The 22862-nt window shown below is 54.7% G+C and carries 20 protein-coding genes; 16 read left to right on the top strand and 4 right to left on the bottom strand.

The window, feature by feature from the left end:
• Position 1: 1 nt before the first annotated feature.
• The 3 genes from JOE56_RS04400 to JOE56_RS04390 are packed head-to-tail and all read right to left on the bottom strand — an operon-like array spanning position 2 to position 3059.
• The gene (locus tag JOE56_RS04400; protein WP_204514997.1) at positions 2 to 1549 is read right to left on the bottom strand and encodes a CpaE/TadZ family protein; all 1548 of its coding nucleotides are present in this window, start codon (positions 1547 to 1549) and stop codon (positions 2 to 4) included.
• A complete protein-coding gene (gene cpaB / locus JOE56_RS04395; protein WP_204514996.1) occupies positions 1549 to 2328 on the bottom strand; it encodes a Flp pilus assembly protein CpaB in 780 nt (259 codons plus the stop codon). The genes JOE56_RS04400 and cpaB overlap by 1 nt, the downstream gene beginning before the upstream one ends.
• Positions 2325 to 3059: a hypothetical protein gene (locus JOE56_RS04390; RefSeq protein ID WP_204514995.1), complete on the bottom strand. Its 735-nt coding sequence runs from the start codon at positions 3057 to 3059 to the stop codon at positions 2325 to 2327. The genes cpaB and JOE56_RS04390 overlap by 4 nt, the downstream gene beginning before the upstream one ends.
• A 204-nt stretch (positions 3060 to 3263) precedes the next feature.
• Between JOE56_RS04390 and JOE56_RS04385 the strand changes: the two genes are divergently transcribed.
• The 16 genes from JOE56_RS04385 to JOE56_RS04310 all read left to right on the top strand — a co-directional run bounded on the left by JOE56_RS04385 (position 3264) and on the right by JOE56_RS04310 (position 21019).
• A complete protein-coding gene (locus tag JOE56_RS04385; protein WP_239530364.1) occupies positions 3264 to 5093 on the top strand; it encodes an OmpA family protein in 1830 nt (609 codons plus the stop codon).
• Positions 5094 to 5214: 121 nt separating this feature from the next.
• Positions 5215 to 6645 carry a hypothetical protein gene (locus JOE56_RS04380; protein WP_204514994.1) on the top strand — a complete coding sequence of 477 codons (1431 nt, stop codon included), beginning with the start codon at positions 5215 to 5217 and terminating at the stop codon, positions 6643 to 6645.
• Between the two features lie 66 nt (positions 6646 to 6711).
• Complete coding sequence (locus JOE56_RS04375) at positions 6712 to 7095, top strand: hypothetical protein (protein WP_204514993.1); 384 nt, start codon at positions 6712 to 6714, stop codon at positions 7093 to 7095.
• A 94-nt stretch (positions 7096 to 7189) separates the two neighbouring features.
• Positions 7190 to 7735 carry a hypothetical protein gene (locus JOE56_RS04370; RefSeq protein WP_204514992.1) on the top strand — a complete coding sequence of 182 codons (546 nt, stop codon included), beginning with the start codon at positions 7190 to 7192 and terminating at the stop codon, positions 7733 to 7735.
• A gap of 63 nt (positions 7736 to 7798) precedes the next feature.
• Positions 7799 to 9577: an OmpA family protein gene (locus JOE56_RS04365; RefSeq protein WP_239530363.1), complete on the top strand. Its 1779-nt coding sequence runs from the start codon at positions 7799 to 7801 to the stop codon at positions 9575 to 9577.
• 4 nt (positions 9578 to 9581) lie between these two features.
• Positions 9582 to 10127, top strand: a complete 546-nt coding sequence (locus JOE56_RS04360; RefSeq protein WP_204514990.1) for a hypothetical protein — start codon at positions 9582 to 9584, stop codon at positions 10125 to 10127.
• Positions 10128 to 10227: 100 nt separating this feature from the next.
• Positions 10228 to 12036 (top strand): OmpA family protein, encoded by a 1809-nt coding sequence (locus tag JOE56_RS04355; protein ID WP_204514989.1) that lies wholly within the window; start codon positions 10228 to 10230, stop codon positions 12034 to 12036.
• A gap of 7 nt (positions 12037 to 12043) precedes the next feature.
• On the top strand, positions 12044 to 12400 hold the full coding sequence (locus tag JOE56_RS04350) for a DUF192 domain-containing protein (RefSeq protein WP_204514988.1): 357 nt from the start codon (positions 12044 to 12046) through the stop codon (positions 12398 to 12400).
• A gap of 39 nt (positions 12401 to 12439) precedes the next feature.
• The gene (locus tag JOE56_RS04345; protein ID WP_204514987.1) at positions 12440 to 13672 is read left to right on the top strand and encodes a hypothetical protein; all 1233 of its coding nucleotides are present in this window, start codon (positions 12440 to 12442) and stop codon (positions 13670 to 13672) included.
• Positions 13672 to 14082 (top strand): hypothetical protein, encoded by a 411-nt coding sequence (locus tag JOE56_RS04340; protein WP_204514986.1) that lies wholly within the window; start codon positions 13672 to 13674, stop codon positions 14080 to 14082. The genes JOE56_RS04345 and JOE56_RS04340 overlap by 1 nt, the downstream gene beginning before the upstream one ends.
• Entirely contained in the window at positions 14079 to 14726 is a 648-nt protein-coding gene (locus JOE56_RS11220; protein ID WP_204514985.1) for a prepilin peptidase, read from the top strand. The genes JOE56_RS04340 and JOE56_RS11220 overlap by 4 nt, the downstream gene beginning before the upstream one ends.
• 88 nt (positions 14727 to 14814) lie before the next feature.
• A complete protein-coding gene (locus JOE56_RS04330) occupies positions 14815 to 15336 on the top strand; it encodes a hypothetical protein (RefSeq protein ID WP_204514984.1) in 522 nt (173 codons plus the stop codon).
• Between the two features lie 133 nt (positions 15337 to 15469).
• Positions 15470 to 16993, top strand: a complete 1524-nt coding sequence (gene exaC / locus JOE56_RS04325) for an acetaldehyde dehydrogenase ExaC (protein WP_204514983.1) — start codon at positions 15470 to 15472, stop codon at positions 16991 to 16993.
• The gene (locus JOE56_RS04320) at positions 16993 to 17409 is read left to right on the top strand and encodes a DUF779 domain-containing protein (protein WP_204514982.1); all 417 of its coding nucleotides are present in this window, start codon (positions 16993 to 16995) and stop codon (positions 17407 to 17409) included. The genes exaC and JOE56_RS04320 overlap by 1 nt, the downstream gene beginning before the upstream one ends.
• 185 nt (positions 17410 to 17594) lie before the next feature.
• Entirely contained in the window at positions 17595 to 20180 is a 2586-nt protein-coding gene (locus JOE56_RS04315; protein ID WP_204514981.1) for a hypothetical protein, read from the top strand.
• Positions 20180 to 21019 carry a lytic transglycosylase domain-containing protein gene (locus JOE56_RS04310; protein WP_204514980.1) on the top strand — a complete coding sequence of 280 codons (840 nt, stop codon included), beginning with the start codon at positions 20180 to 20182 and terminating at the stop codon, positions 21017 to 21019. Before JOE56_RS04315 ends, JOE56_RS04310 begins: the two co-directional genes overlap by 1 nt.
• 43 nt (positions 21020 to 21062) lie before the next feature.
• On the opposite strand, the gene JOE56_RS04305 is transcribed toward JOE56_RS04310, so the two are convergent.
• The gene (locus JOE56_RS04305) at positions 21063 to 22790 is read right to left on the bottom strand and encodes an AMP-binding protein (protein ID WP_204514979.1); all 1728 of its coding nucleotides are present in this window, start codon (positions 22788 to 22790) and stop codon (positions 21063 to 21065) included.
• Positions 22791 to 22862: the final 72 nt, after the last annotated feature.

The raw sequence follows: 22862 nt of genomic DNA, 5'->3' as shown, positions 1-22862 counted from the left end.
GTCATTCCTCACGTACGATTCCGGCGCTTGTGTTGATCGAGAAAGCGAAATCCTTGCTGAACTTGGTGATGGTGGGGGCATCCATTTTCACGTGTACTGTGTCCATGCCCTCATCCACTGACATTCCACTACGCCAGGCCCCGGGGGTGTGAGAGGTAGCGGCGGCGGTGGCAGATTTCCCGACTGCGGCGGCGCGTGCGCCTTCGTTTGCAGCGCCGGTTGCGAAAATCCAGGTCATTCCCACCAGAATGGTTTGAAAACCTATGAGGGCAATCATGCCGATGAGGATCGACACGCCAACAAACTCGATGGCGCTTGAGCCCTTTTCTGATTTACGTGACCGGCGCGAAGCTCGTGTTTTCTTTGGTTTATCTGGGACTGTTAGTAGCTGTTGCTCGACAATGCCCATTTCGACTCCTAAGCGAGCGATCCGACTCGACCAGGCACCTAGAACAAGTGAAGGGTCACGTCGGTTCATCGCGAGTTCAATCGTGCGAATTGATTCGGGGACATATTGGTCTACGACAGGTAGACCAACGATCTTGCGGGATGCTTCAGGCTGAAGATCCTGCTTCTTATCAACTTTGTTCAGAATGACGCGGGAGTTTTCAGTAGGTCGGATACCTAGTCGCTTCCATAGTTGAGACATCCGCTTTGCGCCACGCAGACTCAATACATCGCTTGTGGCAACGATGTAAGCGTCGTCTGCCATTTCAATAGCAACGGAGTTGGACTCGCTCATGGTGGACCCAGTGTCCACGATGACCAGGTCGAACCTGGACCGGAGCATGCCCAAAATTCGTTTCGCTGCAGTTTCAGAGACAAGTTCGGACTCTTCGCCGTTCAGCGGCCCGAAAAGAACGGAATAGCCTTGCGGGGCGGTGTACAGGACATCTTCCAACTGGCGTGATGTGAGTTCGTCTATGACTCCCAGTAAGTCGGAGATGGTCCGGTACTGAGGAACGTTAAGCACGATCGAGACATCGGGTTTCTGTGAGTCAAGATCAACCAAAACGACGGATTTCTCCGGGGACGCAGCTTTGGCTTGAATTGCAAGGTGCGTTGCAAGTGTGGTGACCCCGGTGCCTCCTTTTGAGCCACTCAGAGTTACCATGCGACCTTTGAGAGATGAAGATCCGCTGTCATTTTGCCGTTCTTGGACCGCTGAGCGTACCGTCTTCGTCCATTGCAGGGCAGAGTGAACCTTTTGATTCACATCTTCGAACTGCAGCGGGTAGCTGATGACGCTACGGGCATTGGAGTCCATGGCCCGGGCGTAATCGTCGGGAGTGGGAGAGTTAATGACGACTGTAGTTGCGAGCGCAGGGAACCTGCTGGTGATTTCACGTGTTAAATCCCAAGCATTCATAGGTTCGAGATCTTGGTCAATGACAACCAGATCAATCTCTGACTGCACTGTTGGAAGTGCTGCGAGCAGAGCCGATGTTGAAGTGTATTGACGGTACGTCTCTACGCCAGCATCGGATAAAGAGGCTCGAATCTCTGCTGCGCGATTGTCGGCTGCGCTAATGAGGATTGCGACACCCATTAATTATCCTTTTCTGTCGAAAGCGTATCTTGCAGATCACGGTCGTCGAAGGAGTTGTCTTGGTCTTCGACCTTCGAACCTGTTTCGTTGTTACCAATTCGCATGATGCGCATGCTGATGGCAAACGATTCTGCATATGACAGACGGCCAGCTTCTTCAACGGTCACTGCGAATGTGACGGGCACGTCGCCTGCTTCGGCTCCGGACTGGTCTGCGGCACCTACTACGGCGTTGGGGTCAACTGGCTGACCAACCGATACCACGTGAGCGTTGTGAACAATGATCCCGGAAATGTTGTAGGGAATGTCTGCGCGTTTGTAAGCTGTTTCGCCTTGGTCATTTTCGCGTTGTTTGGCGAACGAAGCCACGACATCAACCTTGTCTCCGGGTGCTACACGACCGCTCACGCCTGCAGCAGCAGAAAACATGACCGCTATTTCGCGCTGCCCATCGGTCAGCGATGATGCAGGCTCAACCATGTCTGTTTGGATAAATGACCCAGCTGTAATCTTGGCGGCTGCTTTTTGACCGGCTACCTGGTCAGGGCTAGTGACCATTTGAGGAGTGATATAGCGGTTGGGTACTTCCTGAGTTTCGAGTTTGTCCAACTCCACAGGCTGAAACGCTTCTATATCCTCTTTTGCAATGTATACCTCCGTGGTCGGGCCGACCTGGGAGTTCACTTTTTGCACGTAAGCAATGACGCCGATGAACACGAGGATTGCCAAGAGCGTCGCTGCGATCATGAAGATGAGACCGCGTCTCTGTTTTGGGTTCATTTTTTGTCTCCAGTCGGGGAGGTGGCGCTGCAAACAGGGCAGTGCGGTGGTACAAAAGGCTCGTTACACCAGGTACATGTGGTGGACTGTGTCTGAATCGAGTCAGTCAGTGCGCCCAGATCAGCGGGAGCTAAGCACCACTCCTGCACAGGCTTTGCGCCCCAATAATTACTTTCCTCAGAACGGCGGTGAATAATCGTCGAGGGCTGAATGTGCTCCGTTAGCTTTGACGAAAAGTCTGGGTCCGCCTGTGGCTCGCTGTCGCGGCAAACAAGAACCGACTCTCCTTCGCCCCTAAGGAACTCGTCGTCTTCAAATGCCTTTTTCGTTGAAAGAACTGCGCCATGTGCCTCAGCAATAAAACGCGAAGAAGGCAACCAGCTCAAAATGTGTTGGAACATGCTGGGAGTCGTTACCTGCAATTTTGCGACAGATTTAAGGAGCGCGAAGCATTGAATCTTATCGTCAAGCTGCACAGCCAACTCACGTAACTGAGCAGTCGACAAAACATCTTTAAATGCTGTCAGCATCTCAAGCAGAGTGGTTATGCCAAGAGGGGATAGACCCGAAACGTGTATAAGAACCTCGTTGTGGAGGGTCGTTGCGCGCGCCTGGCTGATGTGCGCAATTGATTGTTCCCAGTTGTTTTTTGGCACAACGAAAAACGATCGTGAAGAGTCGCCGCAGGACTCGATCGTCTGAATCGACGATTCAACGTCTGCTACACCCACATGAATATGGGTGGATAAGGAGGATGGGGACATATTTTCAGTTCTTCGAGGGGGTGCAGGGGAGTAGTGCTAACAACGACAATAATAATTATTCGCTGAGGTGTCTAGACGCGGTGGTCGTCATTTCGAGAGTTCACCGAACGTACACCTGTTCCGTGAAACTCTCGAGGTGGCCCTTCTTACCAGCGCCTATAGTATGGTGGCATGATTTCATCCCCTCTTTTTCCCCATTCGCGCAAATCCCCAGCACAGAAGATCGTGGTCATGACCTTCGCGCTCATACTGTGCGTGATGTTGGCTGCTTGCAACCCGTTCGCCCCCAAAGGTGGCTCCGGCAGTAATGGCGGTGATGGGCAACAGCCCCCTGCTCCCGAGGTGGTAGAGGATGACGGTTTCTGGCGCCCAAACACGTTAGGTGCACCACTAGCGAAGACGGTGGTTGAGCGACCCACCGATGATGGTCTTGCGAAAGCTCGGCTCGAAGTAGTGTCACTGGACTCTGACGGAACATCCGTGCGCATGGTTGCGGCATGGTTGCCACCGGTTGAAGGTAAACACCTGTCCCCAGATGAACTGCGGAGTCAAAAAGGGCGGTCGAACCGTGTTCCATGGACGCGTCTCGCGGACTTTGACGCCAAACAAGTCATTGAGCCGTACCAGGGTACCCCTGAATCAGCGGATGGCTCATTTAAGAACCCTCCTCAGCCCAAGGACTTACCTGCCACAGATGAAATTGGTCGCAACTCGGACTGCGTATGCTCATACGGCCCTCAAGAAATCAAAAAAACGTCAACCGCACCAAAGTCGTTGCGACTGTTCTATGCTGATTTTCCCGCACCCGAATCTGATGATGTCTCGGTTCTTTTTGGCGACAACGCGGCAGTTCTCGAAGGTGTCTCAGTAAGCCAGGACAAAAAGTTTGACGTTCCCGAACTTGTAGATTTCTCGTTCATCAAAAATGGGCAGAACGCGTTGCCCGACGAATACGGCTCCGGGGCCATAGGGCAGCGACGGATTCCTATGGATGTGAACACCGAGTCTGTGACGGATGCGTCTGTGTCTGACCGCGGTGAGACTTCAGCCTTGAACGTAAGCTCGGACGTGCTGTTTGAGTTCGACTCCGACAAACTCAACAAAGACGCACAGAAGGCAATTGACTCAGTTACCGAAGAGCTCAAGAAATCTGCACAAGGCCAGAAAGTGGTTGTCGAAGGGCATACTGACGACGAAGGTAACGAAGGCTACAACCAGGGCCTATCCGAGCGACGCGCGGAATCGGTTAAAAAAGCTGTTGAACCCAAGCTTTCTGGGGCTGGAATTCAGTTAGAGACAAAAGGATTCGGTGAGACAAAACCGATTGCACCAAATCGCGATGGTAAGGGAAACCCCATCAAAAAGAATCAAGCAAAAAACCGACGCGTCTCGTTTAATTTCAAACCTCAAGGCCAGATTGATGCAAACGTTGACACTGGCAAGAAAGTCAACGACCTTCCTGAAATGAAATCCGCCACATCGAACGGCGGTTTAACCGCAGGTGTTCTCCCGACGCCCAAGGGCGGGAGCACTCCTGAGCTCAACTTTGATGTCAAAGCCTTGGAAGAGCAGGGAGACTTTCTTAAACTGACGGTCGATGTGAGCACAGCATCTGGTCAGGACGATAAATCTGCGTTCAGCCAGCAGGACTCAAAAGTAGAGACAATGCCGTTCGGGCAAAACTTCACTGCTCAATACCCAGCCACTCCATCGCTCGGCAACGTGGCTCTGTGGGATAAGACAACAAACATGATGGCGACCACAGTGACGGCGGGGCCAGGTAACTGTCTGTGTTCGCAGACAATGAGCCCGGTGGACTATACGGTTGCACGAGGCGAACCAATTGAAATGTTCGCGTTTTTTCCCAAAGCAAGTATGGAGTCAGACGAACTCATCATCCGCGTGGCAGACACCGCGCAGATCAAAGTGAACCGCGCTCAGACTGGAGCATCGACATCACAGACCTCTACGCCTCAAGGGTCAAGCTCCCCTCAGGGATAGACCTCTTGTGTGCGGGCGATTTTGGGTCCGAAGATAGGCCCCCGAGCCTATGTGGCGAGGTGGGGTGTGGAATATATTTTGATTACCCCCGTCGAATAACCCTATCCCCACGGAGCCCCTCATGCATCGCAGAAGATTCCCCGCCCGTCAGTCTGGTCAAGGAACGATTGAATACATCGGTATAGCCGTTATTGCCGCAATTATTATTGCGGGAATTGTTGCGGCACCCATGGCGCCAAATATGACCAGCGGGCTTGAGAAAATCATTTGTGGTGTATTGAAAAACACTCCATTTGACGGTCCGGCAGTGTGCTCGCCCCCAAAACCCCCTAAGTGCATCGTGGCGACTGACTCCGCTCGCAATGGAAGTGAAGCTGGTCCTAAGATCGTGAACTTTAAGAGTGGGCAGGGTTACAAAGTCACGTATTATGCAGACGGCTCCGCTGATCTAGTCGAAACGGACGACTTCTCGCTGGAGGGTGTGTACGGCTTTAAGAGTGGCAAGCTTAAAGGTAAAGGGCTTAATGCCGCGATAACGGCGTCGGGTGGATATGCAAACGGAAGTAAGACGCACTTTTCACCTGACGAAATGAAAGAACTTGATGCAGCGATTGCGCGGGCTGAGGATCGCGCAAATTCAGGCCACCAGTACGTGCCTGGCGGACAAATCTTTCATGATAAATCTGGTGAACCAGACGCGACCTCCAACGAGTTCAATTTAACACTAGGCGCAGAGGGAAAGTTTAGTTTAGAGAAGCACGCTGAAGGCAAAGCCGGCGACAAGGCCAAAAAGGACAAAACTGGAACACCTGGGGCGGACTTTGAAGCCGGAGGTGGTGTTGAATTTGGCGGAAAAGCTCAACACGAACACGACCGTGGAAGTAATAAAGAAGACCCGAGTGATGACACCCACAAGTACACTTATGGGGCAAGTATCGATGGAGAGCTTTTAGCTGGTGGCAAGCTCAAAGCTAAGGATGTGGCGGAACTTAAAGCGTCGGTAGGTGGAAATTTGGGTGCTGAGAGTCTTGTATCGTACAAGACTGACGCCGACGGCAACATCACAAATATTACTTTCACCACCGCTACGGAACACGGTGGGCAGAACAAGCTTGAAACTCAAATTGGTAAGAAGCAGAAAGACGATTACAACAACGATCTCACTAAGAGTAATGGGCCATCTGGTAAGGGAACCGATTCTACAATGAATGTGACTACAACGTCGATTGATATCGATACGCCAGAGAAACGTGAGATTGCCGAGCAGTTCCGAAACAACCCAATTGACCCTATGGTGTATTTGATGTCAGCGTTTCCACAAGCTGGCGATATGGCGGGAGAAGATTTGAGCCCAATGGCGCAACTTATGAGGGAAGACTCATATGTGCGCCGAAACACTTACGACGTGAAATCTGACACGTCCAGAGAAGACTACATCGTGTATGCCCATGAACAAAAGTCGGAATCGACAAACATCACTAACGGTGAGAAATATGTTCGAGACGGAAACGGCCAAGGGCGCTGGGTGCCCGACGAAACATGTAGCATGTAAATCTGTCGCGTGGCAACTGGGCTGAAAGGCCCGGTCACCACTAGTTCGTTAGTGAAAGATTTCGCAATGAAAGACTTAATTGTTTCGTGGCTGTTAGGTGCAGCAACTTTCCTTGCAACCAACTTTGTGATTTCAGTTTTCACTCATGGGCTCGTAAGTTGGTGGTACGCGCTCTGTGCCGTTCTCGCTGGTGTTGCCTCAGCGCTGTACCAAACATTTCGTAGCGACGGAGGATTTGTCAGGCTCGCAGTCGCATGTTGTCTAGCACCATTCTTGCTGTCTGTATATCTTGTGGTGTTACTTGCGGTTCGTGACGGTTACTTCGGATGGTGGTTCGCCATTTTCTCACCACTTCAGGCAATCGTTGATAGCGCGATTGGAGCGGCGCTAGTGGTCGTCGTTTTCCGCAAGGAGTGGTTCGGTTCGGTTGAGAGCGAACTAGCGAACTAGGTGCCGCCGGTTCAATATTCAAGTGGTGCGTCGGAAATCGATAGTAAAGTGCAAGTTGTCTACTCCCCTTAATCCCCAGTGAAAAAGGAATACGATGAAACGGCTTTTTGGCATTAGTGTTTTAACGTCTGCAGTACTCCTCATGTCAGCGTGTGGCATGGGTGGAGAAGCGAATGATACTGACGACAGCAGCTCAAACCGAGCTGGTGCGTCCACGATCTCGTTCGAACTCCCAGACGGCGTGAGCGAAGTGCCGGACTATGAACCTACTGATGGTTGGACAAAGTCGTTCTCGGACAACCCGTCTGACCCCAAAGTCGTTATCCGCGTGAGCGACGACCTTGGCCGTACAGCTGAAGCTGACTCGACACTGGGCGTCATCCGTGGTGAAGCGATGTTTAACAAAACGTACGGTGAAGACTTTTCTCCTGAAAAAGTGTCAAAACTTGAGGTCAAGAACGCTGACGTTGGTGTAGAAGCCTCCTTTAAAACCAAGCAGGAAGAGTCGAATGTCAATGGCACGTGGATGTTCGTGTCAAACCGAAAGTCCGAGAAAGTTGCGGGAGTCGAAATAATCGGTACAAGCGTACCTCCCGCAATGATTGACGGGATCCGTGAATCACTCGAATACACACCCTGACGGGCGCCGTTCTAGTTCGACGGTATGAAACTTTTGCTTTCCCCCTCCTTCTCACAGGTGCGCATGCGAACTTTGGCTATCTTGGCCATCGTTGCGGTGGCACTTACTGGGTGTATCCCTGGTCAGAGTAAGGGTGGCGACGGAGGCGGTGAGCAACCTCCCGCCCCCGAGGTGGTAGAAAGTGACGGTTTTTGGCGTCCAAACACGTTAGGTGAGCCTCTTGCTAAGACGGTGGTTGAGCGTCCTACTGATGATGGTCCGGCGAAGGCTCGGCTTGAAGTGGTGTCTTTGGATTCTGATGGTAAATCTGCGCGCATGGTCGCGGCGTGGCTACCACCCGTTGAGGGTAACTACCTTGAGGGATCTGAGCTACAAACTGAGCTTGCGACCGTTTCAGACATGCCATTTATCCGCCTTCTCGACTTTAATAGCCAGGAGCTTCTAACGTCCTATGAGGGCGAAAAGCTGCAGTACTCCGACAACTTCAAAAACGAACCCAACCCCCAGCCAACAGGACCGGACGAAGTCCAAAGAGCGTACTCAAATTGCACATGCTCAAACATCCCCAATACCGAGGAATACCAAGGTGAGAAACCGGAAACTGTTCCGCTTTTCTACGCCGATTTCCCAACTCCGAGCTCTGATTCCGTCGGAATTTCGTTCGGCGATAACGCTGCCGTGCTTACCGATGTGAAGCTCAGCGAAAACCAGCGCTATGAAGTGCCAAAATTGACGGACATCGACTACCGATGGGCCCACCAAGAAGACCTATCTAACCCTTACGGTGGTGGCGCTATTTATGAGAGGCGCTTCCCCATGAGTCTTGTTACCGAATCGGTCATGGACACTTCGGTGTCTGACCGGGGTGACTCATCGGCTTTGAACGTGAGCGCAGATGTTTTGTTTGATTTTGACTCAGATAAAGTTAAAGACTCCGATTCGAAACTGATCGACGGTATCGCTGATGAGCTGAAAAAATCAGCTGCTGGTCAGAAAGTGACCATTGAAGGTCACACTGATGATGAAGGTGATGAGAAATACAACGTCGACCTGTCGAACCGTCGAGCTGAATCCGTCAAAAAGGTCTTGGAACCGAAGGTAGACGGTTCAGGAATTTCGTTTGAAACGAAAGGCTTTGGAGAATCGCAACCGATTCTTCCAAACCGTACTGCCAGTGGCGACGCTATCAAGAAGAACCAGGCGAAGAACCGCAGGGTTTCGTTTAGCTACAAGCCCCAAAAGGACATCGACCCCAACGTAGACACTGGTAAGAGGATCTCCAACCTGAAAAAGATGAAGCCAGGCGATTCTACTGATGCCCTAGCTAGTGGGATTGTTCCTTCACCGAAAGATACCGATGCTCCTGAAATGCAACTAGATATCAAAGAAATTGAGGAGTACGGCGAGCTCTTGAGAGTGACCTTCGACCTGCGAACGGCATCTGGGCAAGACATTGAACGAGCTTTTACCCAGGGCGCCAACATTGACGGAAACATGGCCTTTGGAAACAACCCTGTGACCCACTACCGAGACATTCCCACCACGATCGACATGCAGCTGTGGGACAAATCGAGCAACCTGCTGGCTCACTCGGTGACTGCCGGCCCGCTGGACTGCCTGTGCTCGCGGTCAGTTCGACCCACGGATGAAGAAAAAGCCCGTGGCGAAGCTGTAGAAATGTTTGCGTTTTTCCCTAAGAAGGGCATCACGTCCGATACGCTGACGCTTCGCGTAGGCGGCATGTCGCAACTGGAATTCAACCGCAACGGTTCGACCGGACAGTCGGGCGCTCCAAGTGGTGAACCTTCCCGTTCCACTTCCGAGCCAACTTCTACCCCTTGAAGCTATGAGTGTTTTTAAGCGAGTCATTTTTCTTGTGACAACAGTGCTGTTAGTGGCAGCCTGCGGGCTGGGCGGAAGTGGAAGCCAGTCCGAGGACAGCAACGCTAATCGTGCTGGTGGGTCCACGATTACGTTTGAACTCCCAGATGGGGTGAGTGAGGTGACTGACTATGAACCGACTGATGGTTGGACGAAGTCGTTCACGGACAACCCGTCTGACCCTACGGTTGTTATTCGCGTGAGCGACGATCTTGGCCGTACTGCGGAAGCTGACTCGACACTGGGCGTTATCCAAACTGAAGCGATGTTTGGTGGACCGTATGGTGAAGACTTTTCTTCTGAAAAGGTGTCAAAGCTTGAGGTCAAGAACGCCGATGTTGGGGTAGAAGCCTCCTTTACAACCACGCAGGAGGAAGCGACAGTCAATGGTACGTGGATGTTTGTGTCGAATCGTAAGTCTGAGAAGGTTGCAGGCGTCGAAATTATTGGCACGAGCGTAACACCGGCAATGATTGATGGTATTCGTGATTCTCTCGAATACACGCCCTGACTTTGTGAAACGCGGTAAGGGTGGACTAGGCACAGATTTAACTTTGTTGACATGTGCGGTTTGTGCACTCGTCGCAACTTCGTCGCTATAGTTTGCCTGTATGAAACCCCTCAAAGTCCCCTCTTTGTATCGTCCCCGCCTGAATGTTCTAGCCACAGTGATCCTTGCCACTGTGGTTCTTTCTGGTTGCATCCCTGGCATAGGGAGAAATGGTGACGGTGGCGGTGGTGGTCAGCAGCCTCCGGCTCCCGAGGTGGTAGGAAGTGACGGTTTTTGGCGCCCAAACACACTGGGTGAGCCCCTTGCAAAGAAAGTGATCGAACGTCCAACTGATGACGGTTTAGCGAAAGCGCGATTAGAAGTGGTGTCGCTAGACTCTGATGGAAAATCTGCGCGAATGGTTGCGGCGTGGCTACCACCCATAGAAGGCAAACACCTAAAAGGGTCTGAGTTGCAGACCGCATATGGAAACGGGTTAGAGATGCCACATATTCGACTCGCGGACTTTGGCGATGAGAAAGTGCTTATTCCTTACGAAACTAGTGACGACCTGTTTTCAGATGAATTTAAAAATGATCCAAACCCTAAAGAAGGGGGAGACGATGAGTTTCAAAAATATTCCGCAAAGTGCGCATGTTCAAACATTCCCTCGGTCACCGAAGATGTAACCCAAAAGCCTGAAGAAGTATCGCTATTTTATGCAGATTTTCCAGCTCCAAAGTCTGATTCAGTTGGCATCTCATTTGGCGACAATGCGGCATTTCTTGACAGCGTTCCCATGAGTCAAGGAAAGCACTTCAAAGTCCCTGAACTAGCGAAAGTGAACTTTCGCTGGTTCAATCAACAAGACCTATCTAACCCATACGGTGGCGGAGCGATTCTTGAACAGCGACTTCCCATGAGTCTCGTTACTGAGTCAGTTACCGACACGTCGGTGTCTGACCGGGGTGACTCTTCGGCTTTGAATGTGAGTTCCGATGTTTTGTTTGATTTCGACTCAGACAAGGTGAAAGATTCCGATTCAAAATTGATCAACGGTATCGCTAATGAGCTGAAGAAATCGGCTGCTGGGCAAAAAGTTACCATTGAGGGCCACACCGACGATGAAGGCGACGAAAAATACAATGTTGACCTGTCGAATAGACGCGCCGAATCAGTCAAGAAAGTTCTAGAACCAAAGGTGGGTGGTTCGGGAATAACCTTTGAGACGAAGGGCTTTGGAGAATCACAGCCCATTCTTCCGAACCGGACAGCCAGCGGTGACGCTATTAAGAAGAACCAAGCGAAGAACCGAAGGGTGTCGTTCAGTTATAAGCCCCAAGGTGACATCGATCCGAACGTAGATACTGGTAAGAAGATCTCTGACTTGGAAAAGATGAAGCCGGGAGACTCCACTGATGCTCTAGCCAGCGGTATCGTTCCAACGCCCAAGGGTAGCAACACTCCAGAAATGCAACTAGACGTTAACGATATCCAGGAGCAAGGCGAGTTCTTGAAACTGACATTTGCCGTTAGAACAGCATCCGGTCAAGACATCGACAACGCGTTTTCGCATGTCTCTTCTGATGAAGAAGTCGTTCCGTTTGGTTTGAACCTAGTGAATCCCCTTCGTGATACGCCATCGTTTGCTGACACTCAACTGTGGGACAAGTCAAACAACCTTTTGGCTCGGTCGGTGACGGCTGGATCATTTGACTGCTTGTGCTCGCAGTCAGTCCGCCCTACAGATGAAAGTAAAGCTCGTGGCGAAGCCGTAGAAATGTATGCGTACTTCCCTAAAAAAGGAATCACTTCTAACACACTCACGCTACGCGTAGGCGACAAGTCGCAACTGGAATTTAACCGCACCCAGTCCGCGGGCGCACCCAACTCCGCGACACCTCGGCCATCACCTACCGCACAAGGTTAGAACACGTATGAAAAACCTCAACAAAAAAGCCCGCGAAGTTTGCCTTACGACTCCCCACGGCACCGAATTCACGGTCAAACTTGCCGGGACCGCGCTCCGTCGCCTGCGTGGCTTGTTCTTCAGCGACGCCCCAGCGCTCATGATCGTTCCGTGTAGCTCCGTCCACTCGATCGGGTTCAACCGCCCACTCGAAGTGGCGTACATCGACAAGGACGGTCAGGTGCTCACAGTGAAAAACCTCAAACCATGGACCATGCACATGCCCGTCCGTAACGCTTATGCTGTGCTCGAAGCCAACCCCGGACTTTTGGACCAGTGGGGCATCCACCAGGGTGTTCGTATTATCCTGGCAGAAGAAACATAGCCCCCGTACCCCAAAATCCCCACATAAAGTGCGAAAGCCATGAAACTGAAACTGCCCTCAACGCGCCACCGGAACCGCAAGGCTAAAGCGCGTGACCCGCGTCGCCTGCGCAAACAGCGCACCATCATGCTGTCGATCCTCACCGGCGTCGCCATTATTGCCACACCTGTAGCCCGCCCCCTGGGATACGCGTTGGCTGACGGCCTGTGTTCCGGTGAGGGCTGTTCGACAAGCGTGGGCTCAATGCCACAGTGTTCAGGCGTGGGGCGTGACAAAGCAATCTCATCGAGCCTCACATCGTTTTCCACCACGGCGCCTGCGAAACACCCCATGCACCTGGCCGGTGTGGTCAACGGGTCAGTCAAAATTTCTACTCCCACAGAACACGGGGGAGTAGACATCTACTCGTTTTCAGACCAAGAACAAGCCAAACGATTCGTATACGACGAATCCACGTCCCTGCCCCGCGCGATCGACGCCGGCGTTGGTCCCACCACTGACGGGACTTACAAAGGCTTCACCAAACTCATGGCCAAGATCGGACTGGTCTCAAAAGAAGCTGCCGAACCGTGGGCAGAAGGCACCAGGTTCACATCTGGCGAAAACTCCGAAGGTATCATCAGCCGAAACGTGCGTGACCAGCACACCACCCAAACGTTAGTAACTGAACTCCCCACAGACGACACCCCGTCGTTGAACCGCTTAGCCGCCACTCTGGGAATCACCGGCGCATTGCGAACGGACGTGCGGAAAGCCCCCGACGGTTCGCCGTATTCACTCACCTTTTCTGGTCCCGCCTCAGAGGCGTGGAACCTGAGCGTCATCAAAGCCTCAGAATTCAAACGAGCCACGGTTGATACCGAGGTGAAAACCGACGGTGACGGTTTTGTCGTCCGGTCCTACACATTGGATCTCAAACAAACCACTAACCGGGAGGCCTATCAAGATCTGGTGGACCAAAAAATCGTTCAAGGCGCAAAAGTCGACACCTTAAAAACCGGTCTGTTCGACAAAGACGTGGCGGAAGGCAAAACCGACCGCAACCCGTACGCAGCCATGCGCGAACGCGCTCGAGACACCGGTGTTGTCACAGAAACTACATTTGCCACCTCGGCGGACCTGGACGTAGAAACCCTGGCCGAAGCGTTCACCAAGCACGCCCTCATGCAAGAATCCACGGCCGGCCTGGAAGCCCGCGAAGTCAACGCCGCGGACCTGGACCTCCCACACGCAAAGTTTGAACCATTCGTCAGCTGCGAGAAGGAATCCTGATGTTCTACGCAAAAGGTTTCTACGCATCCCTGCTGATGAACGCGGCGGTGAGCATCATCGCGTTCGTCGCGGCCGTGATCCTCGGCCCCATGTTCGCGCTCAACCTGGGAACAGGATTCACACGCCTGCTGTTCGTTGCGCTGGTGTTGCTGTTGCGTTTCGCGCTCACCAGAATGACAGCCGAACGGATGTGGGAACTCGACGCACCACTTCGCCGTATCCTCTTCAACTTGGTGCCCGCCGGCATGCTTGGAGCGGTCGTTCCGCTCATCCCGTTTGCCCTGGTGGCCACGCTGTCCAGTGACTCACTCGCGCTCGTTGAACTACTCATCGACGCCATTTTCGTGGGGGCCGTCATCACGGCCGCCTCCATGATCAGCAAACCCAAGAAAGAGACGGTGACACCGTGAGCGCGCCGCAGAACGACCTCGGGCATGAAGACCTACCCCAGAACCCCGCCGAGGTGGGACCCACCGACCGTGGTTACCGACTGTTAGAGACGTGGAACCCGCCGAGGTGGGTGCTAGTGACGCTGTTCGCCGCCGGTGGTGTACTGGCCGTTGTGACCCTGGTTGCATACGGGTGGAACCACCCGAGCGCTTATGCTGCATCCGTGTTTGTGGCGGTTGCGCCGATCCTGACCGCGATTGACTTTGCTGAACGCAGGTTGCCCGACGTAGTGACGCTACCGGCCGCAGGTGCGAGCGTGGTCGCGCTGGTCGTGGGAGCGTTGGTTTCTGGTGACTGGGGGCCAGCCCTGCGCGGTGGCGCTGGCATGCTCATCCTGTTCGCCGCGTTCTTCGTTATGTTCATCATTGCTGGGGGAGCGTTCGGATTTGGTGATGTGAAGCTAGGCCTGTCGATGGGAGCGGTGCTGGGAACCTACAGTTGGTTCGCACTACTCTTAGGCCCGTTCATTGGCATGCTCTTAGGCTTTGCGGTGGGAGTCGTGCTTATGATCATGCGCAAGGCAACAATGAAAACCGCGATCGCTCTGGGGCCATACCTCATCATCGGAACGCTGGTGATCATTGTGCTGGGGGCGTTAGGCTGACGAAAGTCAGTTCGTGCGAGGTGTCATCGCAAGGTCCCCGCAAGAAGGACCCCTGTTAGAAGGACCTTTGTTAAAAGGAGCGCCGTCAATGTTTGATTCACACTTCTTTCCACCGGGCGGACCTCCGTATGGGTTCTTCTTTGTCATGCTGGCAATACTGGCAGTTGGCTTTCTGGGAATGTTCATGATCACCCGAATGCGCAAGGGCACAAAGAGAGTGTTCCGCACTGGTGGTCTCCCCGGCCGCATCACCGGGGCAACCGTGACAGCTAAGCGTGTTGCCACCTCGGACACCATGGGGAAAGAACCCTACCTTGCACTCCATATTGAGTACTTCGAGGACGGGCGGACGCACTCAATTACACAACCACCGGCATACAACCTGACGATGGTAGACAAAGTGCGCAAGCAGTTTGTTGATCACGGTCGCTACAATCTGGGCCACAATCCCAAAAACGGTGTAGCGCCCCTCAAGATTTCTGACCCAACGCAAAAAGACCGGGCTGAAAAGACGATCGCGAATGGCGGATCGTATGAGTTCACGCTCGAAAACCCCATTCCCATCACCGTCTTTAAAAAGGGCAGCCAGATTGATTGGCAAGTGGCGTAGAACGGTCGCGACTAGACCGCTCGCCACACCCCAGTCCACATTAAACTTAACGATTGATCAGTCATTGGTCTCCCTTTAGAGTGCGTACAAGCCCCCAGAAAAGGAGGCGGAAGCACACTCAACGAGGAGTATCATGACCGTTTACGCTCAGCCAGGAACCGAGGGAGCGAAAGTCGAGTTCCGCTCTCGCTATGACAACTACATTGGTGGCGAATGGGTCGCCCCCAAATCTGGAAAATACTTCGAAAACGTCACTCCCGTCACCGGAAAAGTCTTTTGCGAAGCCGCCCAATCAAACGCCGACGACGTTGAGCTCGCCCTCGACGCAGCTCACAAAGCAGCGCCCGCGTGGGGCAAAACCAGCCCGGCAGAACGCGCGGCAATCTTGCATGCAATGGCCGACCGCATCGACGAGAACCTCGAAAAGATCGCCGTTGCTGAAACCTGGGACAACGGCAAGCCAATCCGCGAAACCCTCGCCGCCGACATCCCTCTGGCCGCTGACCACCTGCGTTACTTCGCCTCGGCGATCCGCACGCAAGAAGGCCACCTATCCCAGCTCGACGAAGACACCGTCGCCTACCACTTCCACGAACCCTTGGGCGTTGTAGGCCAGATCATCCCGTGGAACTTCCCGATCCTCATGGCCATCTGGAAACTCGCCCCAGCGTTGGCCGCCGGCAACGCAGTTGTGCTCAAGCCGGCTGAGCAGACCCCGGCCTCCATCATGGTTCTCATGGAAATCGTGGGCGACCTTCTGCCACCCGGTGTGGTCAACGTGGTCAACGGTTTCGGCGTCGAATGCGGTAAGCCGCTGGCCTCCAACCCGCGCATCGCCAAGGTAGCCTTCACCGGCGAAACCACCACTGGGCGCCTTATCATGCAGTACGCCTCGCAAAACCTCATCCCTATCACTCTGGAGCTGGGTGGCAAGAGCCCCAACATCTTCTTCGAAGACGTGGCCCAGCAAAAAGACGACTTCTACAACAAGGCGGTGGAAGGTCTTGCCATGTTCGGGCTCAACCAGGGTGAAGTGTGTACGTGCCCTTCGCGCGCCCTGGTGCAGGAAAGCATTTTCGACGAATTCGTCGAAGCAGGTATCGAGCGCGTCAAGAAGTTCGTGCAAGGCAACCCGCTGGATACGAACACCATGGTAGGTGCGCAGGCGTCCAACGATCAGCTGGAAAAGATCCTGTCGTATCTGGCTATTGGTAAGGAAGAAGGGGCCGAGGTGCTCATCGGTGGCGAGCAAGCTCACCTTGACGGCGATCTGGCCGGTGGCTTCTACGTTCAGCCCACCGTGTTCCGCGGGACTAACACCATGCGCATCTTCCAAGAGGAGATCTTTGGTCCTGTGCTCGCGCTGACTTCGTTCAAGGACTACGACGAAGCGCTGAGCATTGCGAATGACACGCTGTATGGTCTTGGGTCAGGTGTGTGGAGCCGTAACACCAACACGGCTTACCGAGCTGGCCGCGAAATCCAGGCTGGGCGCGTGTGGGTGAACAACTACCACACGTATCCAGCGCATGCAGCGTTCGGTGGATACAAGAATTCCGGTATTGGCCGTGAGAACCACCTCATGATGCTGAGCCACTACCAGCAGACAAAGAACTTGCTGGTGAGCTACTCCGAACAGCCCACTGGTCTGTTCTAATGAGTGACATGCAAGCGGGGGCGCCGGTACTAGAGGCGCCGGCGCCCCCGGGTGAAAGTCACTCCAGGGTGGCTCTCACCCAGGAAGCTGTGGACCTGTTGGTCGAACTGGTGGGCGTTCACGGGCCACTGATGTTTCACCAGTCCGGCGGATGTTGTGACGGTTCGGCTCCCATGTGCTACCCGGCAGGGGAGTTCATTACCGGGACCAGCGATGTGCTGTTGGGTGTTTTCATCTTGCCTGGTGTTGCGGATTCTGTGGCGCAATGCGAATTCTGGATGTCTAAAGCACAGTTCGAGTATTGGAAGCACACTCACATCACCGTGGACGTGGTGACAGGACGCGGTTCTGGTTTTTCAGTTGAGTCGCCTACTGGAAAGCGCTTCCTCATTCGTTCTCGGCTCATGGAGTCGTAGGTATCTGAGGTGTGATGTAGAACAAGTTGGCTTGCAGATTGATGGTACTTCAGATTTCGTATTACCGCAGGTGGGGAGCTTAACGGACGTTTAGACGTAACGGCGAGTTTTCTGTGTGTTAACTTTTGTATGGTCTACTCAGTTTTGGCCATTTAAACGGCACATACCCCCTCAGGAGAATACTCGTGCGGATGTTACGCAGTCCGCGAGTGCCCGGCGCAATCCCCACAGTAGCGGCCGCGGTACTTGCACTAGTCATCATGCCTGGACACTTTGTCGAGGCGGCGCCCACGATCGTTTCTAACGAACGGTCGGACGCGCAACCGGCGGCCAGTGCAAAGGACCGCAAGCTCCTCGACCGGCCCTCATTGAGGGTCGGCGAGGACGGCCTTGCTATCGATGACCCGCGTGGCCAGGACAAGGTCTTGCCCACAAGTGACGTCATTATTGGAACCGAGGACGGAACCTTCGACTCGGTTATTCGCCCCCACGACCTCAAACCCCAAGACCAACCGGTGAGCGTGTCCGTCACAGGCGCCAAAGTCGTGGAGCCTAACGGTGAGAAGAAAGCCGGTGCGCGCGTGGACATCACCTCGAGCGCAACGAAGCACAAAGTTTCTACCTACTCGTCTATCAGCGCAAGCAACTCCCGTGCCTTCGATGTCGACCACAAGTACCCGCTCTCGTGGGAACTCAGACCTGTAGAAGATTTCAGGGAAACGCCTGAAACCAAGCCAACTCCAACGACCTCGGTGGCACCTGAACACACCCCCACCCAGAGTGCGCAACCCAGTGCGAACGCGTCCGCAGCCCCCTCACAGAACGCCACGCCTGGCGGAACAATCGCCGCCAACGAGGCGACGGCAACGCCGACCCAGACCCCGACCGGCCCGGCTGGCAACGACCCAACGCCAAGCGAAACCCCGACACCGGGTGACCAGACAACACCGAGTGATACGGAGACGCCCGGAACGGAACCTACCCCTGAAGTGCCAGGTTCAGAGGAACCGGACGTTTCCGTGTTCTGCGTCGCTGTGACGGTTTCCCACATGCGTGAAACATTCCAGTTGGGCAACTCGTTCCCCGCGACTGTCCCCACACTCACCCAGAAAACCAACAACTTGACCGTTGTGGTTGGGAAAGATTGGAAGAAGGCAGCCCAGGACATCACTGTGGACTGCGACGCCAAGAATAAGCCATCGGTAAACTTCAACGACGCAGACATGGTGGAACTTGATCCACCAAATGCAAGTGACCCCACTACCAACGAGCCGTACTACAAGGTCGAAAAGGACACGAGCGACCTGGGATTCACCTTTGGCGGAGCTGCACCTATGCAACAGTTCCAGTTCAACCTCATCGACGCGCCTGAAGGTGCAACGGCTCACTACCGCAACGGTACGGTCAACCCCCACACCAAAAAGCCCGTCAAAGACGAGCCCAAGCCAGGCGATAAGCCCGGTAGCAAGCCCACTGAACCCAAAGAATGGGCTGGATCGCTCGAACTGCGACGCAACACGGTCAGCAAGGTACGCCACCGCGCCAACGCCTCGCGCGACCTATTCGCCACCTGGAAGTTCAGCAAGCCAGGGGTGTACTGCGTAGGCTACGGAACCCGCGGCATCACTCAGGAAGGCGCTCCAGATGAGTGGAAAGACTTCCATGCGATCCTCAAATTCGTAGTAGGTGGAGCCGACCCAGCATCGGTCGACTGCAAACAGTCCGCACTGTTTAATAACTCGGGACTTCGATTCCCCATCACAGCACCGTTCGTGAAGGAAGAGAAGCCCACGCCTAAGGCAACGGAAACTCCAACGACCTCGGCGACTCCAACTGCGACATCCACGCCAACCAAGGCGAAAGAAACGCCAGAACCAACGGAGTCCGCAACGGTCGAGTCTGGAGACGAAGCAACAGACGAAGCGACGGATGGAGCCACGGACGGCGCAACCGATGGCGCCACAAACGGGGCCTCGGCAACACCCACAGCGGACCCCAACGTCAAGATCGTGCGCGCGCCATCCGGCGTGAAAATGTGCCCGGCTGATATCAAGGGCCAGCAGCAGCTCCGCTCTGGAAACTTCATCTTCCACGTTGCAGATGACATCAAGGTGAGCAACCGCAAGGGTAACCGGTCGGTCCCAGCTGATTCGACCTCGGTGGTCTCCCAATCCGCAACCCGTACTGCGCAGGCCGGAATCGCCGACTTCGTGGACCCGCAGGGAACATACTGGGCAACCGGTGGGGCTGGTGCCAGCGCCCCGTCCTTCGAGTGGAACACCTCGGCAAGTAAGGACGAAGTCGAAATCAGCATGCACCAGATCAGTGGCCCTGGTGACGCGATTGTGTTCGGACCCGAAAGTGACGGCCCTGGGCTCAGTGACGGCGACACCGGCAAACTCGCCCCACGCGAAAGCGGTGCGCTCACGTTTGGTTTCAACAAGGTGGGCGAATACGAACTTGAACTCAAGGTGGGCTCAAAGGGATACAAAATGAAGTTCGCCGTGGGTGACACGGTAGACACTGCCCGGTCGCTGGTCACTTCAAACATCTTGAGCTCGTGCGCCGGAAGTGCTGTGCAGCAGAACCTGCTCCAGCCATCCGACGATGAGCCTGAACAGACCGAGGCAAAGCCTCACGAGAAGAACATTGACCAGGTGAAAGGGCAACTGGGCGACGAGTGGTGGACCATTTCCATCGCAGGAATCGTTCTTGCCGCCATTCTGATTGGCTTCATCGTCATGGTCGTACTGAACAGCAGGAGGTACTGATGGGCACCGGCTCGAAAGTGTTCGTTGCGTTAGCGGGACTCCTGGCTCTGGGCCTCCTGGTGGGATCCGGTGTTGTGATTACCAAGCTGTCCCTCCAGCCCGAGAGCAGTCAGGCTGCGTCACCGCAAGCCCCAGACCCTGCGCCTGTGCCATCGGCAGATTCGCTGGGCGAATCGGGTGATGACCCAACTTCGACACCAACAGCGGACCCCGCTGCTGTTGCTAAAGCAAACCTGTCGCTGGACTGGCTCGACGAAACATCGAAGAAAACCAACATCCCGCGTCGCGTTCTGCAGGCCTATGTTGGGGCCACGCTGTGGGGCGGCCGCGAACACCCGTCGTGCAACCTCAATTGGAACACGCTGGCCGCGATCGGTGCGGTTGAGTCAAACCACGGTCGCTTGGGCGGAGCCAAGATTAAAGATGACGGCAACGCTGACAAGGACATTCTGGGTCCCCAGCTGAACGGTCAGGGATTCAAGCGGATCGAGGACACGGACAACGGGAGTCTCGACGGCGACACCGAATTCGACCGCGCCGTTGGTCCCATGCAGTTCTTGCCACAGACATGGCGAAGCATGGCCAAGGATGGGAACGGTGACAAGCGCGCCGACCCCAACAACATCGACGACGCTACCGTGACCGCAGTGGCATATCTGTGCAAGTCAGGGAACGTGGGATCGTCGGTCGGTTGGGATAAGGCGATTCGCTCATACAACGACTCAGACGACTACGTGCAAAAAGTGTTCAACACCGCGAACAACATTGCGCGTGTGGCAGCACCCGCCCCGGCACCTGCACCAGCGACTGTGCCCGCTAACAACGGGCAGCGCCGCTAACCCAACCGGGGCGCCCTGGCCAATCCCGGGGCGCCACCGAGCGCTACTTAGCCTCAATGAGTTGTGCGCCCTCGGCGCGCAACTCAACCTTGCGGATCTTCCCGGACACCGTCATGGGGAAATCTGTCCGCACTTCCACATATCGCGGAATCTTGTAGTGCGCGAGTTTCCCTTTAGCGAAAGCCTTGACGTCCTCGGCGGTCAACGTGCCATTGGGGTCGCGCAAGATCACCCATGCCAGGAGTTCTTCGCCGTACGTGGAATCGGGCACACCCACCACCTGAACATCGCGAATTGCGGGGTGCGTGTAGAGGAACTCTTCGATCTCACGCGGGTAAATGTTTTCGCCACCGCGAATGACCATGTCCTTAATGCGGCCGGAGATATCCAGGTAGCCGTCCTCGTCCATGATCGCCAAGTCGCCCGTATGCATCCACCCAGCGTCGTCGATCGCTTCAGCAGTCTTGTCTGGTTCGTTCCAGTACCCGCGCATCACCGAGTACCCGCGCGTACACAGCTCACCTTTTTGTCCACGAGGCAACGGCAGCCCGGTGACAGGGTCAGCCACCTTCACCTCCACGTGCGGCATGACGCGGCCAACGGTCTGCGTGCGACGCTCAATCGAATCGTCTGCACGCGTCATGGTGGACACAGGGGAAGTTTCGGTCATTCCGTAACAGATTGCCACCTCGGCCATATTCATCCGATCAATGACCTTGTTCATGACCTCCACTGGGCACGTGGAGCCGGCCATCACGCCCGTGCGCAGGGTGCCGAGGTCGTACTCGCCAAAGTCTTCTAACTCCAGTTCCGCGATGAACATTGTGGGCACGCCGTACAGCGAGGTGGCCTTGTGGGCGGTGACGGCCTCCAGGGTCTTCTGCGGGTTGAACCCGGGGTTGGGGATGATGGCGCTGGAGCCGTGCGAGTAGGCGGCGAGGATCCCGATCACCATGCCAAAGCAGTGGAAGAACGGCACGGGGAGGCACACGCGGTCGGCCGGCGTGTAGCTGAGCAACTCACCGATGAAGTACCCGTTGTTGAGCAGGTTGTGGTGGGTCAGGGTCACGCCTTTGGGGAATCCGGTGGTTCCCGAGGTGTACTGCAGGTTGATGGGGTCGTCGGCGTTGAGTTCGTGGGAGATCGCTTCGAGGCGCTGGGCCATTTTGGCGCCCGAGGTCTGCGCGAGTTCACTGCCTCGCGTCAACAGGGTGGAGAGGAGTTCTGTTGGGTTGAGGGTGTGTTCGGTGTGGGTGTGTGGGGTGGGTTCCGAGGTGGCTTCCGGGTTTTGGTTGGGGTTTGGCGTGTCGATGTAGACGAGTTGGAGGCTGGGCACCTGGGTGTTGACTTCCCGGGCAATGGCCACGAAGTCGGAGTGTGGGGGTGCCGAGATTTGGCTGATGAGCATGGTCATGCCGGACTGTTTGACCACGTATTCAAGTTCGTGGGCACGGTATGCAGGGTTGATGTTGACCAGAATTGCGCCCAGTTTGGCGCATGCGTACATGACGATGACCCATTCGGGGAGGTTCTGGGCCCAAATTCCTACGCGGTCGCCCTTCTTGATGCCACGCTCGATTAGCCCGTATGCCAAGAAGTTGGCTTGTTCGTTGAGCTGCTCGTATGTGTATGTGCGCCCAGTGGGGTGGTCGATCAGGGCGATGGCTTGTGGGTCGGATGCGACCAGTTTTTGGAAGTGCCCGTCGATCGTGTCACCTAAGAGGGGTGCTGATGAAGGTCCGGAGGAGTAGGAGAGTTGGGCCGACGTCATTGGCGCTCCTTTGCGTGCAACGCGTGAGTGTTGTTTCAGTTAGTCACTGTTTACTGACCTGTTTGTAATATA

This window comes from Brevibacterium paucivorans, from assembly GCF_016907735.1.
Classification (GTDB): Bacteria; Actinomycetota; Actinomycetes; order Actinomycetales; family Brevibacteriaceae; genus Brevibacterium; species Brevibacterium paucivorans.
The sequence above is the reverse complement of the archived record's forward strand: the minus strand, read 5'-3'. Positions and strand labels throughout refer to the sequence as shown.